Here is a 13,693-nt window from a genome sequence, read left to right as displayed (position 1 = left end):
GCGCAATGGCGCGGCCTCAGCAGCCTGATGCCGTCAGAAGGATCATATAATGGACATCCTGACACTCAACGCTGTGGGCATTACCGTTATGGCGATCTTTGGCCTGTGGGCTTTTTATCGCGCCGCGCAGACCATCAAGAAAAAGCGCAAAGACGACGAGACAAAAAACAAGGACCGCAAAGACGATTAGCCAAGGCCGATCGGCAAGCAGCTCTGTTGATATATCATGCAAGGCCCGCCTGGGATTCCGGGTGGGCCTTTGTTCTTAGGGGGCGCTGTGGGACTTTGGTCTGTGGCCTTTGCTCTGGACGCTTTGCTGTGCTGTGGGGCTTCGCCAGGGCCGATGCCCTGTGCGGCGAACAGGAAAGGGCGCACCGCATTGGGCCGATTGCTGCCCTCACGACAACTTTTTTTGCAACAAACTGCCCTGATTCAATTTTTTCTCTTGCAATTCCCAAATGCCTGCTATATAGGTATTCGGCTTTGAGCGGTGCACAACACCGAATGGAGAGGTGTCCGAGCTGGTCTAAGGAGCACGATTGGAAATCGTGTGTACGTTAATAGCGTACCGGGAGTTCGAATCTCCCCCTCTCCGCCAGATTTCAAGGGGTTACTGGAAACAGTAACTCCTTTTTCTTTTTGGCGAACCCTTTACTATCCGTGACTTATTTCGTGATAGCTTCGAAAATTGCTATCCGCCCTTCCCCAGAAGCTCCCTCTGTCTGCTCTCTTTCAGCGACGAATGAACTGCCCCTCGCGCCTCGGGTAAGCGCCCCAACGACAAGTACTTGCTAAAGCCCGCTGCCAGCTTCAACGAGCAGCCAGCGACAGGCGCGCTCGCATCCGGAATGCCATCCCTGTGTCCCCACAAAAAAGGCCGCCCACACAGGACGGCCACAGGAAGGGAGGTGGTCATGAAACAATGCTTAAAACGTATACCGCAGGCCAAGGCTGAATTCGTTGGCATAGGGTGCCATGCCAAGCTTCTGCTTTTCGCCCAAAATGGTCTTTTCGGTTTCCGAGTAGCCAAGGCCCACAAAGCGATAGGCAAGATCAGCGGAAATGTTGTCGGTAAAAGCGTAGGAAACGCCAGCGCCTGCATTCCACGCAAAAACAGTGTTCAGATTGGTGGTGCTTTCGCTTCCCGCGCTGGGGATTTCAATTTCGTACTTGCTCTTGAGAAAGCCCATGCCAAGGCCCGCGCCAACATAGGGTGTGAAGGCCGTGCTGTTGTGGAAATCCCAATATGCGTTGAGGAACAGGGTCTGAAGGCCCCAGGTGCCTTTGAGCTCAGCAGCTTTGCCACCATTTTTGAGTTCCCAGCTGGTGGTCGAATTGGTGCGGATGTCGTATTCAATTTCCGCGCGCAAGGGAACCTGGTTCAGGGAATAAAAGTCATAGCCAGCATATATGCCGCCGCCCATCGTGTTTTGCGAGTAGTTCTTGACATCAAAGGCGTTAACAACTGCACCGCTTCTGGACATGGAACCCGTGCTCTGGATGGAGTCAAGGAACTTCAAGCCCACATAAATTCCGGAATTTTCAGCCATTGCAGGAACTGAAAGGCTCAGAGTCAGAGCTACAGCAAGAGCAATCCGTTTAAACATATTTCCTCCAAAAAATTTATTTCTCATAACCTTCCCCTGCTTATAATATTAATCTATATTTATTATTATATTAATTAGTCTTTAATCAACATTCATAAAATTCCCAAGGGTTTCCCCAAGGCGCCATGTGCGGTACCCCCCTGTGACAAGCGCTGTTCGTGCTAAATTCCAGCGCATAGACGTAAAAACTGGCTCTGCCTTAATAGGCAAAGCCAGTTTTTAAACACAAAAGAAGCGTAATAAAAAATTAAATTACACTATCTGCAGCTTGCGCCATTTTCAGCCGCATATCACCTACGGCGCTGGCCGCAGCCTTCATACAAGGAAAGAATCTTGAATATATCGTCATGATTCTCTGAGGACTCGCCAGACTCACTTTGTGCCCGCTGCTTGAGTATTTTTTCCGCCCTTTTCAAAAAGGCATCAGCACCTTTAGTTTTGTACGTCTCATCTTCCCCCAGGGTGATATTTACTGTTTTACCATCGCCCACGGGTTCGATGGACATTCTTAGCCCATCATGAAAGGTAAAAACCTTTTCTTCCTTACTTGTAAGAACATTTGCGACAAGCCGTAATTTATAATTCATACATGCTCCAATTTTTTCAATATCAATTAACCATCATATCAACATAAAATCATGGTGTCTAAATGAATAATAAAAAATAATTTTTTAGTCTGTATCCCACTGATCCACCTGATAATAGTTCTATAAAAAATGTAAATTTCCGCCGTCATGTTACTTATTTTAAAATAACATTCATTGACATTTTCTGCACACCACCCTATGTTACCACATCACTGATTGGGTATAGTAAATTTTTCGCCAGAGACTTTACATGGGTAAGGCTTCAAGCAGAAAGTCTACCTCCCCTTAACCCCTTGGAGTCTCACATGGCTACTTCTATTTATGTCGGTAATTTGTCTTGGTCTGCTACCCAGGACGGCGTTGAAGCTCTCTTCAAGCCCTATGGCGATGTTCTTTCCGTGAACCTGATTTCTGATCGCGAAACCGGCCGCGCCCGTGGCTTCGGTTTTGTTGAAATGGACGAAAGCAGCGCCATCAACGCCATCTCTGCCCTTGACGGCAAAGAAGTTGACGGCCGCGCTCTGCGCGTGAACAAGGCTGAGCCCAAAAAGCCCGCCGCCCGTCGCTGGTAAGTCCAGCAAGCATTTAAAATGCAGGAAGGCCGTGATTTTCACGGCCTTCTTTTTTTATCTGAACTATGCCACAGGCCTGCGCACAGTAATTCAACCGCCCTCGAAAAATTGCCTGTCTCAACCCAAGCTGCTACCAGAATGGTTAACAGTTTGCTAAAACCCGGCTCTCCCCGCAGACCCGACTTCCCCAGAGAATCGCAATCGTCTGGATCCATCCACCATCAAAACAAAGAAGGTGAGATGAACTGCCCAGGGATGCAACGTTCAGCTCTTGCGACCCAATAACGTTGCCTACCTGACAAGGACAGCCCTGCTCACACCCTTATTTTACCCAGCTTTATAATGCCGTTGCGTCAAGGCGCGTTCTCAGTTCATCTGCAACAAAGCGCAAATTATTACTAAAAGTATCTTTTTTCACTAACGACGTATTCATACCAAGCCATTTATGTAATTTCAAATCATCGGATGCTGGCGGAAGACTATCAAGATATCTTTTCCAATTCGATAAAATTCGTTCTATTTCAGCACGCTGTTTTGAGTTAATTTGCATAATTCATTCTCCCTGTTCATGTTCAAAAAAATTGTACCTCCTCACATGGGCAAATAAACGTTACCCAATGTAAAATAAAAGCATGGTGCGGATTGATTGTAGAATAATTCATGCCCTGTGTCTGATATTTGCAAGCATTATGCATTACAAATTATTCATAAAACGTTATTCAATATCATCTTTGTACATGAAAAGAACCTGATCAACATTGTCTTGTCCTTCCCGAGTTTCATCCCATCCGGCAATGCCTCTACCCTCTAATATCTGTCTGATTATTTTTACAAAGTCGTTTGCTCCTTTTGTCTTGTATGAAACACCGTCATCAATAATGATGGACATTGTTTTGCCATCGCCCGATGGCAAAATTTTCATTTCATGACCATCTGCAAGGGTGAATATTTTTTCACCTTCGCTCTTGAGAGCCACAGAAACAAGATCAAGTTGATATTCCACAGCTACTCCCATCAATCAATACCTGCTAGCAGTGTACCATAACAAATTAACAGTGTCTCTAAAATTACTATAATTAAAAAAACTAACAAAAACATACATCAATAACAAAACTACACCAGTTACACATACAATTAACCTTATTGTTGCTTAACTGTACGCATTGGCAAACGCTGAAACAGCCTTTCATAAATCAGCGAACAAGACGCACTTAACCATTTTTAATAATTGCATATTATTATTTCCATCGTTCCTTTCAGCCCTGTTTGCAAACAGGGGATCGCAAAGGCCTGCCTAACAAACCTATGAGCTAGCAGGGAAACAAAAAGATACTGTGAGCTGTCCACTTTCAAGCTGTCCAGGTTTATGCCACCGCTTAGAACACCTGGCAGGCCTTTGTGGTTAATCCCTTTTGACTACTGGCAACAAGAAGATTATGTTGCCCGCATGAACAAAGAAAATCTCCCTGTCATTCACCCCTGTATCAAATGTGGAAAAGCCCCCAAGGTTGAAGTATCCAGACCTGAAGGCAGAGTTAACGACATATATCGGCTTGTCTGCGAATGCGGAAACTGCCCTTTGCAGTGGTCTGTCAGCGAATCGGCTGCCATCAGGCTATGGAATTCATACGTTGCATCCTGATAATCAGTAGTGCTGTCATTTTTTTGAAGTTTGCAAAAGACACAACATAAGGCGAAGTATGCATGACGCCCTGAGTGCCTTTGATTATCATACCATTGCCGCATTACTGCAGATTTATTAGCTAGTTGCGGTTGCGCGCAGCATATTCTGGCAGATCAGATACATTTTCAGCGAATCTCAGCAGGTTTGCGTCGCCCTCAGCTTCAGGATTGATGCCGGGAAAACACTCTGCAGCCATTCAGCCACCACAGGCAAGGAGGAGGAACACAACTCCTCCTTCTTTTTTTACGCACCCGCAACTAATTGCAGCCACTGAAAATCCGCCACAGAAAAAATCCTGACATCTCCCCCAGCAGCAACCTGCCCCCCCCCCCTCAACGGCAACCGCCACACTTTCATCCCTCGCCGCTTTTCAAAGGATATTCCTTTTTCAATTGTAATCTACAGCCAATATTTTTATAAAAGCTATTTTAATTAAGATAGTTATATAAACGCTTCTGCTAAAAACCTCTGTGCAGATTTTCTGATATTTTTTATTCACTCATAACGCCTTATAAATAACTCACCATTATAATTGACACTATCCAAGTTTCTGGCTACTTAGCTAAGTCAAAAGAAATTCAATTTCATTTCCAGATAGAGATTTTCATTACTCCAAGCACTCAAACATGCGGATATGAAGACATGACCATATTTTTGACCGAATCAATCCTTGCCCTGTGCATTGTGTTAACGGCCTTAACTTCCACATCATTTGCAAAAAATATCCTTACAAACACCCCCCCGGAAGCATTTTGGTACGACGGCAAATGGGCGCACGAGCATTCTGACCTGCCGCCAGATCCTGCCATCACCTTTGGGCGGCTGCCAAACGGTTTCCGTTATGCGGTCATCCCCAATGCCAAACCAGCTGGTCGCGTTTCCATGTATCTGGATGTTCAGGCCGGTTCGCTGATGGAAATGCCCAGTGAGTTAGGATACGCCCACTATATTGAACATATGGCGTTTAACGGAACGCGCAATTTTGCCCCCGGATCGCTCATTCCCTTTTTCCAGCGCCACGGCATGAGCTTTGGCGGCGACACCAATGCCCACACAGCCTGGGCTGAAACCGTCTTCAAACTCAACCTCACATCCTGCGACACCAGCACGCTTGCCATGGGGATGAAAATTCTGCGCGACTTTGCGGATGGCATCCAGTTTGCCCCGCAAGAAGTCGCCAAGGAGCTGGGCGTTATTCTGGCAGAAAAAAATGTGCGCGACAGCGAAGCCATGGCAAGCAAACGCCAGCGCACTGCCCAGCTCTATGCGGGCACAGCCTTTGTAAACCAGCCCATCGGCACGGAAGACTGCATCCGTGGGGCAACCTCCGAGCGCCTGAAGGCTTTTTACCGCAAATGGTACCACCCGGAACGCATGATTCTGGTTATCGCAGGCTCCGTCACTGCCGATCAGGTCAGTCAGCTTGTGAAAAACAGCTTTGCAGACATGACGACCCCCGGCCCGGTGCCCTTCCCCCCATCATGGGGCGAGGCGCAGCTTGGCGGCATTCAGGCGCAAGGGGAGCAACGCGCCATCAGCGGCGAGGAACTTTCTGTAATAATGCGCTTTCCACGCATGCACCAGCGCGATACGCGTCTGAATCAGCAAAACCAGCTTGTGGATTCCGTGCTCGGGTACTGCATGCAGCGCCGCCTGCTGGAGCGCGATCAACGCGACAATCTCTGGAACAACGCGCGCTTTGTCGCAAACTGGCGGCAGGGCCTTACCCCTTCTGCCGCTATCGGGCTGGCAACGCACTCCGGCGGCTGGCAACAGGCGCTGCCTGCCCTGGCGCAAGAGGTGAAGCTGGCGGCAACGCACGGCTTCACCCGGCAGGAGATAGCTCAGGCACTTGATTTTGCAGAAAAAAGAATTTCCCGCTTCAAGGAGCAGCGCGCTGGCATGAGCAATGCCGATGTGGCAGACCAGTTTGTACGCACCGCCAATGCGGACTACGTTCAAACCGCCCCCGCCTTTGATCTGGACCTGTTCCGGCAGTTGCGTCCCGCCATCACGGAAGATGCGGTCAATGCGGCGCTCCGCTCCATGCTGGCAATGGACGATGTTTTCCTTGCCGTGGGCAGCGCCACACCGCCCGATGCAGCCGCCATCCTCACAGCATGGCAAGAGGGCCTTGCTGCGCAGCCAGTGCCCACGGTGCAGACAAAATCCATTGCTTTCCCATATCTTGAACTTCCGGCGGCAGCATCGGCAACTGCGGCCCCCGCAGATGCGCCCATAGCCAGCCGTGATCTTTCCCAGCCGGGCAGCCCGGCTGTACCCCTCCTCCAGACCCGTCTGAGCGACGCCGTTGAATGCTACGTGCTTCCGCTTAATTTTGAGCCCAACAAGGCCTCGGTGCAGCTTCTCTTTGGCAAGGGATACGCCAACTTGCCCGACAGCGTCACCGCCCTTGCCCAAACAGCCAACGCAACTCTGGCAGAAAGCGGCCTCGGCGCACTCTCGCGCCTTGAAACGCAAAAACTGTCGGAGCGCATGGGCGGCAGGGTCGGTGAGGTGCACGGCCCCAACAATGCCATCATCAGTGTTGAAGGTGACTCCCGGCAGCTTGAGTTGCTGGTGCAGGCGGTGTGGACGCAGTTCAGCGATCCGCAGCCTGAGACTGACGGCCTCCAACGCGCCCTGCGCAAACTTGAAGCTCAAAACCGCAAACAGACTGAAACGGTTGAAGAAGTTTCAAAAATCGCAGGGCAGACCTTTTTTTACGGCAATGTGCGCAGATATCAGCCCCTCAGGCCCGAGGAAGCGGCCAGCCTTGGCATTGACGATGTGCGCAGCTTTATCGCCGCCAGCCGTAAAAAAGAGCCTGTGCGTGTGATCATCAGCGGCGATATTGACCCCAATGCAGCAATTTCACTGGCACAACGCTACTTCAGCCACATCACAACCCAGCCTGCGGCCGCGGAAGAAAAACCCGCCCCGCTGGAATTTCCTGCTGGCAAATCCGCGAGCATTCTGGTTCCGGATTCTGTAGATCAGGCCGTTGTCCGCAAGGCATGGCGTCTTGATTTCGCACCGCAGGGCAACAGGGAAGTTCTGGCTGCCCGGCAGCTTGCGGCAGCGCTGCTGCGCGACAAACTGCGCCGCGATCTGCGCGAGCGCATGGGCGCAAGTTACAGCCCCAGCGCCTTTTACCGCACCATGCCCAATGAGGACGGCTATTCCCTGCTCCAGATCGATGTACACACCAACCGGGAGCAGATGGGGCAGGTTAGGGAATATCTTGGGACTCTCGCCCCCTGGAAGGTGAGCCAGCAGGAACTGGACCGACTGCGCCTGCCCATGCTCACCCAGATTCAGACCAGCCGCAGCAACACCCAGTACTGGCAGCGCATGCTGCTTACAGAACTGGCTACAGGCTACCCCTATCTTGAATGGAGCAAAACAACAGAGAGCAACCTGCAAAACTGCACAAAAGAAGCTGTAGCGGAAGCTCTGAAAGACCTTCTGGCAGCTCCCTCCGCCATATGGACAGTTGCGGCGCATTCCCAGCCCAGTGCCGACCAGGGCAATATCGCCAGGCCCAGCCCCAGCAAGACCAATACAGCCAAGGAGAGCAAGTGATGGATGAGCTTATTTCATGCGAGGCTCTTCGCCATAGCTACCACGGCACAGAAGTGTTGCACGGCGTTGATTTCAGCGTGTCGCGCGGCGAGATTGTGGGTTTACTGGGTAAAAACGGCGCGGGGAAAAGCACCAGCATCAACATCCTGATGGGCTTCATGCAGCCGGATTCGGGCCGGTGCATGGTCATGGGGCACCCAAGCCACGCCATACCGCCGCAGGTGCGCGCACGTATCGGCCTGCTGCACGAGGGCTTCATCCAGTACAATTTCATGACCATCGGCGAGATTGAACGCTTCTATTCCAGCTTTTATCCACAGTGGGACAGGGGCATCTATTATGATGTGGTGGGCCGCATGGGTATACCCTTTACCCGGCGCATCACCAGACTTTCCTGCGGGCAGCGCTCGCAGGTCACACTGGGCCTCATCTTGGCGCAACGGGCCGAGCTGATGATCCTTGACGATTATTCCCTAGGCCTTGATGTGGGCTACCGCCGCCTGTTTCTCGACTTTTTGCGGGATCACGTGCGCCGCTACGGAACCACGGTATTGCTGACCTCGCACGTGGTGCAGGAGCTGGAAAACCTGCTTGATTCGCTGGTGGTTATCCACAAGGGGGCAGTTCTGGCCAAAGAACGCCAGGCGGATTTCATGCGTTCATTTTTGCGCTATGATCTGCCGCTTTGCACTGCCGCGGACGAATTGCGCAACAACGATGGCCCCTTGCTGCGGGTCGAGCGCTGCGCAGACAGGTTGATGCTGTTCAGCCGGGCCCAGCCGGATGAAATGCGCGTTTTTCTTGAAGCACGAGGGGTGGCTTGCCCGGATGGCGCGCCCCAACCCGTGCCCATGACCTTTGAGGACGCATTTGTGGGTCTGACAGGCAGATACTAGGGCATTTCAACGGCAATCTGCTCTGAACGGCACAGCAACACGGCATAGAGCAAAGCAGGAAGGACATGATCAAGGCACTGTTTTTTAAGGAATGGATCAAACTGCGCTATTTCTGGTGCATCCCCTTTATTTTCGCTGGCGCGGCCCTTGCGGACTACCACCTGACGTTCAAGGGCGTGCTTTCCATGCACGGTGCCGTGGATACCTGGAACGGGCTGATATTCAAGGAGAGCATCTATTTTGGCTCTCTCCAGTGGGCCTTCATTCTTGGCGGCATCTGGCTTGCCTCGGTGCAGATGGCCCCTGAATGCTTGGGTAAAAGACTGCGCCTGCTCTTCCACCTCCCGGTCAACGCCATTCCGGCTCTTGCTGTTCAGGCCGCAACCGGTCTGGGCCTGATGGCGCTTGTATTCTGCGCCGCATCCGCAGGCTTTGCCCTGATAAACAATCACCACGGCCTGCCGCCGGAGCTTTCCGTACCCATGTTCAAAACCCTGCTGCCCTGGGGCCTGGCTGGCATTACAAGCTGGTGCGCCACTGCCGCCGCCATTGCCGACCCTTCGTTCAAACGCAAGATATGCTTTGCTCTGGCGGGATTCGCCTATGTAACCATGCTGACAGGGGGGCGAGGCTTCGCACCCATGAGCAACAGCATATGGCTTTACGCCGCCGCCTGTCTGCCCTGGATTCCGGCTGTGGCCGCAGCCGCCCTGCGGGTCAAGGAGGGAGAATAATGCGTATTTACTGGCTTCGCCTTGCCCCGGTGTTTCTGGGTATTTTTGTTCTGGCCTGGTTTGTTCCGCAACTGTACCTGCGGGCCACGCGGGCGGATTATCTTCAGCTAAGCGCTGTATACAGTTCGGTAAAAAAGGACTTTATCATTTTTGAAACCGGGCCTTCGGTGTTCCAGTTCAGGGACGAGGAAGGCAACCGCATCAGCCAGCGCGATGGGCGCATGGCCCTGCCCTACATGTTTTCGCGCGATGTGGAAAAATGGGGGGGATTCCCCATGAGCGTCAACGGGCGCTCCGTCACCTTCAGGAATGCGCAGGAAGGCGTGCGCCTGCGGGCAACCCCGCGCGAGGTCATGCTCCCGCAGTCCCGCGTTCTCGTGCTTATGGAATCTGCGCCAGAAACCGCGTCCTTTTCCCTGCCGCCAGACATCCTGCTGCTGGACGACACCCGCCTGCGCTTTGTGAATTGCGCCAACGGCAAGGAAAACACCGCCAAAGGAGCCGCCTTTACCGCCGCAGTGCTCACCGCCGGGGCGCAGTTTCCCCTTCAGGCTGCGGGCAGCAATGCCGACCCCTTCAAAAGCATGGATGAAGGCCTCTTTTTCGTGGATGCAAAGGGTATGCTCTTCCAGTTGCTTATGGTGCGCGGCAAGCCCGAATGCCGCAACACCGGGCATCTCATCCCCGGCAAAACGCTGCGCGTGGATGTGCGCGAAAACAAATACAGTGGCCTGCTGGGCACTATCGCCACAGAAACTGGTCTGTACATAAACAGGCGCGGTCAGGCCCCCATGCGGCTGCCCTTGCAGTATCAGCCTGATGTGCAGAATGTTTCGGTGTGGGCCACCCCGCTGGATGCGACCTTTAACGTGAACACTCTTGGCTCGCGCATGGCTCAGGATGTGCTTGTGATTGCGGCTGACGGCGACCTTAAAATCATCCGCAACCTGCTGCTCAGCCCCCCTGCAACGGTTGTTGAACGGCAGATGAGTCAGCAGCGCTGGCTTTCATTCCTCTGCCCGCTGACTGTGGTGCAGTTTGAACCCCATATTGCCGGAACCAGCCTGAAAGTCGCCCTGCCGGAATATCCCCTCTGGGCCGCTGGCGGAAATCTGCTGGGCCTGCTCCTGCTCCTTGCCATCCGTAAGCGGCAGGGCAACAGACGCATGGAATCCGGTACGCTGCTGCGCACCTGCGCACCCGAAATCCTGCTTGTACTTGTTTTTGGTCTGCCTGCCCTGCTGACGCTTCTGGTTGCAGGCCCTCTGGCACGAATGCTGCCGCAGGGCTGTCATTGCGGCAGCGCCGCTTAACATACACGGGTTGATGCTGCGCTAACGCGCGCGAAAGGCAGTGCGACCGCATTAAGGACGCACGGGCTTTCGGTTTGTCTGTCACAGGAAGAAAGGTAGCCTTAAAGATGAAAAGGAAATTGCATTCTTTTTTTAAGAAAAAAGCGCTCTGCGTGCAGCTCATGCTGCTGGCTGCGGCGCTGCTGGCGCAACTCCCCTCTGCGCGCATGGCGCTTGCTGTGGAATCGGAATCGCCAGATGACGCCGCCATTGAGGAGGCTTTGCGCCGCAATGGCGCACCCTCCCCAGCTCAGCAGGGCAAACCGGCGGAAGGCGCAGCTGCGGACGAAACAGCCGGGAAAGTACACCGGCTGGAAGGGGTGCAGGTTCGCGGCCAGACAGAACAGCCCGGCGAAATTTTGATCGACCGCCGCACCATGGACATGACCCCCTCAGCCACCAACAGCATCAATGACCTGTTGCGCGGGCAATCCAACGTGCAGTTTGATTCGTCCTCACGTAGCGGCATGCTCGGCGGCGAAATCACACCGCCCAAAATTTCCATTCGTGGCGCAAAACACTACGAAAACAACTTCATCATCAACGGGCTGGGCAACAACAACCTCATCAATCCCGGCGGGTATGAACACACCGCCAATAGCGGCATCCCCACCGGCGATTCGCAGTCCATCATGATCAGCACCGACATGCTGGATACCGTGAAGGTCTACACGGAAAACGTGCCCGCCAAGTACGGCGACTTTCTTGGCGGCGTGATCGACGCCAAGCTGCGCGATGCCGCCTCAGACAGATGGCGCGGCATGGCGGCCTTTCGCTATACAGACAGCAACCTGACGCAATTTCACTACACCAGCAGCGACAGCAACGCTCAACCCCTTGCAGGCAACAATTACCAGCCGGAATTTTACAAGTATTATCCTTCGCTGCGGCTGGAAGGCCCCCTGTGGCAAAACGGCCCTGGCGTCATGATGGCCTATACCAACACCACATCCATCATACCGCTCAAGCTCAAGGCTGGCGATGGCTCCGTGACCGAACGCCGCCTGAATGAGAACTACCTCTTCAAGATCAACACGCCGGAGACCAGCCCGCTGTATCTGAGCCTTACCACCATTTACGCGCCCTACAAAGCCACGCTCTTCAACGCCAACTTCAAGGACGGCGGCGAATACAGCGTAAACGGCGGCGGCGTTGATATGATGCTCAACAGCCACTACGACTTTCCCATCGGGCGCTGGAGCAACGACATCACCTACAGCAAGAACAACCTTGACCGTAAAAACAACAAAGATGTCAACTATGTATGGAAAGTGAGCCCGTCCACCAAAAGCTGGGCCTATAGCAACAATCTGGCAACGGAAGGCGGCTACGGCGACTACCTTCAGCAGCAAACCACCCTGAGCTGGGCCAGCAGCATGGACTTCAAGGCCTTTGGCCCCAAGTACTTTACGCATCAGCTGGAAACAGGCTTTGAACTCAAAAAGATCATGCTGGAGAGCGAACGCGGCGGGTACACGGTTTTTACCAATGCCGCGTTAGCCAGCGGGGCATCGGGATCGTACGGCAACGGCGTCATAACTGGCGAGCAGTATGCCAAGACAAAGCAGGTTTACAACGACCTTGAGCGCCGCGAGAGCGTGTTTGCCCCGGCATTTTATTTACAGGACACCATCAAGGTTGAGCGGCTTACTATCCGCCCCGGTGCGCGCGTTTCCTACGATTCGCTGACCGAAAACACCGATGTGGCTCCGCGCCTTTTTGTCAATATCGACCTGCTTAACGACAACCGCTTCAATGTTTTCGGCGGTTACAACCGCTATTACGGCACTCAGGTCATGGAAAAAGCCTTGCACGGCAGCTCATTCTTGCAGACCTTCACACGTGCGAACTGGAACTCCCCTTGGGTTGCAGGCCCCAAAGCGCCCCCCGGAGCCTTCCGCCTTGGGTCCCTCAAAACGCCGTACAACGATGAATACACGTTTGGCGCGTCGGCTGACGTGTGGGACACGCTGTTCAAGGCCACCTACGTCAAACGCGACTACCGCAATCAGCTCAAGGGTGCGATGGTCAAGGAAGACGGCATCAGCTACTCCCAGTATTCCAACGACGGCAAGACCGACTACAAGGGCATCACGCTTTCTGCCGAGCGCACCTTTGATTTTGGCGACTGGGGCAAGCACACGGGCGAGCTTTCCGCCACCTGGTCCAAAACCGAAGGCAACTATACGGACTGGACAAACGATTCCTTCAGCGAAACGGATTCCACCATCCGCGATCCAAACTTTGTGCTGCTCAACGGCGTCGTCACGCCAAAGGGCGACATGCCTGCCAGCAACTTCAACTCCCCCTGGGTTATTGCCTACACCCACAGCGCCCAGTTCTGGGAAGACCGCCTGCGTCTCATGGGCCAGTTGCGCTGGGAACAGGGAGGTAAACGCCTTTACAACGATTCCGGTTCCACCAGTGTGGTCGGGCCTTCCGGCCTTCTGCTTTCATCCTACAGAACAGCCTATCAGGAAGACAGCCTCAACGTGGACGCCAAGCTGAGCTTTGACGCCATCAAGTACAAAGATCAGACCCTTACGCTGGAAGTGGAAGCGCTCAACCTGCTGGACAGAAAAAATCTGTCCAACCTCAGCACTACCGCCACATCGCAGGGAACCTATGCCCTGGGCCGCCAGTTTTACTTTGGCGTAAAGTATACCTTTTAACGCA

At 53.2% G+C, this 13,693-nt stretch carries 11 protein-coding genes and 1 tRNA gene; 8 read left to right on the top strand and 4 right to left on the bottom strand.

Translation table 11 applies throughout. The features are described from left to right. Positions 1-49: 49 nt before the first annotated feature. Entirely contained in the window at positions 50-190 is a 141-nt protein-coding gene (locus tag ACUZ9P_RS10040; RefSeq protein ID WP_449249587.1) for a hypothetical protein, read from the top strand. Positions 191-506: 316 nt separating this feature from the next. Then, a tRNA-Ser gene (locus ACUZ9P_RS10035) sits at positions 507-598 on the top strand. A 328-nt stretch (positions 599-926) separates the two neighbouring features. Here ACUZ9P_RS10035 and ACUZ9P_RS10030 read toward each other — a convergent pair. Both ACUZ9P_RS10030 and ACUZ9P_RS10025 read right to left on the bottom strand, forming a co-directional pair. After that, on the bottom strand, positions 927-1,607 hold the full coding sequence (locus ACUZ9P_RS10030) for an outer membrane protein (protein WP_449249586.1): 681 nt from the start codon (positions 1,605-1,607) through the stop codon (positions 927-929). Between the two features lie 290 nt (positions 1,608-1,897). After that, positions 1,898-2,194, bottom strand: a complete 297-nt coding sequence (locus tag ACUZ9P_RS10025; RefSeq protein WP_298998750.1) for a hypothetical protein — start codon at positions 2,192-2,194, stop codon at positions 1,898-1,900. A 305-nt stretch (positions 2,195-2,499) separates the two neighbouring features. Between ACUZ9P_RS10025 and ACUZ9P_RS10020 the strand changes: the two genes are divergently transcribed. Continuing rightward, complete coding sequence (locus ACUZ9P_RS10020; protein WP_022658563.1) at positions 2,500-2,766, top strand: RNA recognition motif domain-containing protein; 267 nt, start codon at positions 2,500-2,502, stop codon at positions 2,764-2,766. Between the two features lie 337 nt (positions 2,767-3,103). Here the strand turns inward: ACUZ9P_RS10020 and ACUZ9P_RS10015 are convergent, their stop codons facing one another. Together ACUZ9P_RS10015 and ACUZ9P_RS10010 are read right to left on the bottom strand one after the other, a co-directional pair. Beyond that, entirely contained in the window at positions 3,104-3,316 is a 213-nt protein-coding gene (locus ACUZ9P_RS10015; protein ID WP_449249585.1) for a hypothetical protein, read from the bottom strand. A 165-nt stretch (positions 3,317-3,481) separates the two neighbouring features. Further along, positions 3,482-3,769: a hypothetical protein gene (locus tag ACUZ9P_RS10010; RefSeq protein WP_298992601.1), complete on the bottom strand. Its 288-nt coding sequence runs from the start codon at positions 3,767-3,769 to the stop codon at positions 3,482-3,484. 1,323 nt (positions 3,770-5,092) lie between these two features. Between ACUZ9P_RS10010 and ACUZ9P_RS10005 the strand changes: the two genes are divergently transcribed. The 5 genes from ACUZ9P_RS10005 (at position 5,093) to ACUZ9P_RS09985 (ending at position 13,689) form a co-directional block, all read left to right on the top strand. Next, entirely contained in the window at positions 5,093-8,035 is a 2,943-nt protein-coding gene (locus tag ACUZ9P_RS10005) for a M16 family metallopeptidase (protein ID WP_449249584.1), read from the top strand. After that, the gene (locus ACUZ9P_RS10000; protein ID WP_449249583.1) at positions 8,035-8,931 is read left to right on the top strand and encodes an ABC transporter ATP-binding protein; all 897 of its coding nucleotides are present in this window, start codon (positions 8,035-8,037) and stop codon (positions 8,929-8,931) included. The genes ACUZ9P_RS10005 and ACUZ9P_RS10000 overlap by 1 nt, the downstream gene beginning before the upstream one ends. A 65-nt stretch (positions 8,932-8,996) precedes the next feature. Next, positions 8,997-9,665, top strand: coding sequence for a hypothetical protein (locus ACUZ9P_RS09995; RefSeq protein WP_449249582.1), 669 nt, complete (start codon positions 8,997-8,999; stop codon positions 9,663-9,665). Then, positions 9,665-10,978, top strand: coding sequence for a DUF4857 domain-containing protein (locus ACUZ9P_RS09990; RefSeq protein ID WP_449249581.1), 1,314 nt, complete (start codon positions 9,665-9,667; stop codon positions 10,976-10,978). The genes ACUZ9P_RS09995 and ACUZ9P_RS09990 overlap by 1 nt, the downstream gene beginning before the upstream one ends. Positions 10,979-11,097: 119 nt before the next feature. Then, positions 11,098-13,689, top strand: a complete 2,592-nt coding sequence (locus ACUZ9P_RS09985; RefSeq protein WP_449249580.1) for a TonB-dependent receptor plug domain-containing protein — start codon at positions 11,098-11,100, stop codon at positions 13,687-13,689. Positions 13,690-13,693: the final 4 nt, after the last annotated feature.

Source organism: Desulfovibrio intestinivivus (genome assembly GCF_053570665.1).
The sequence above is the reverse complement of the archived record's forward strand: the minus strand, read 5'-3'. Positions and strand labels throughout refer to the sequence as shown.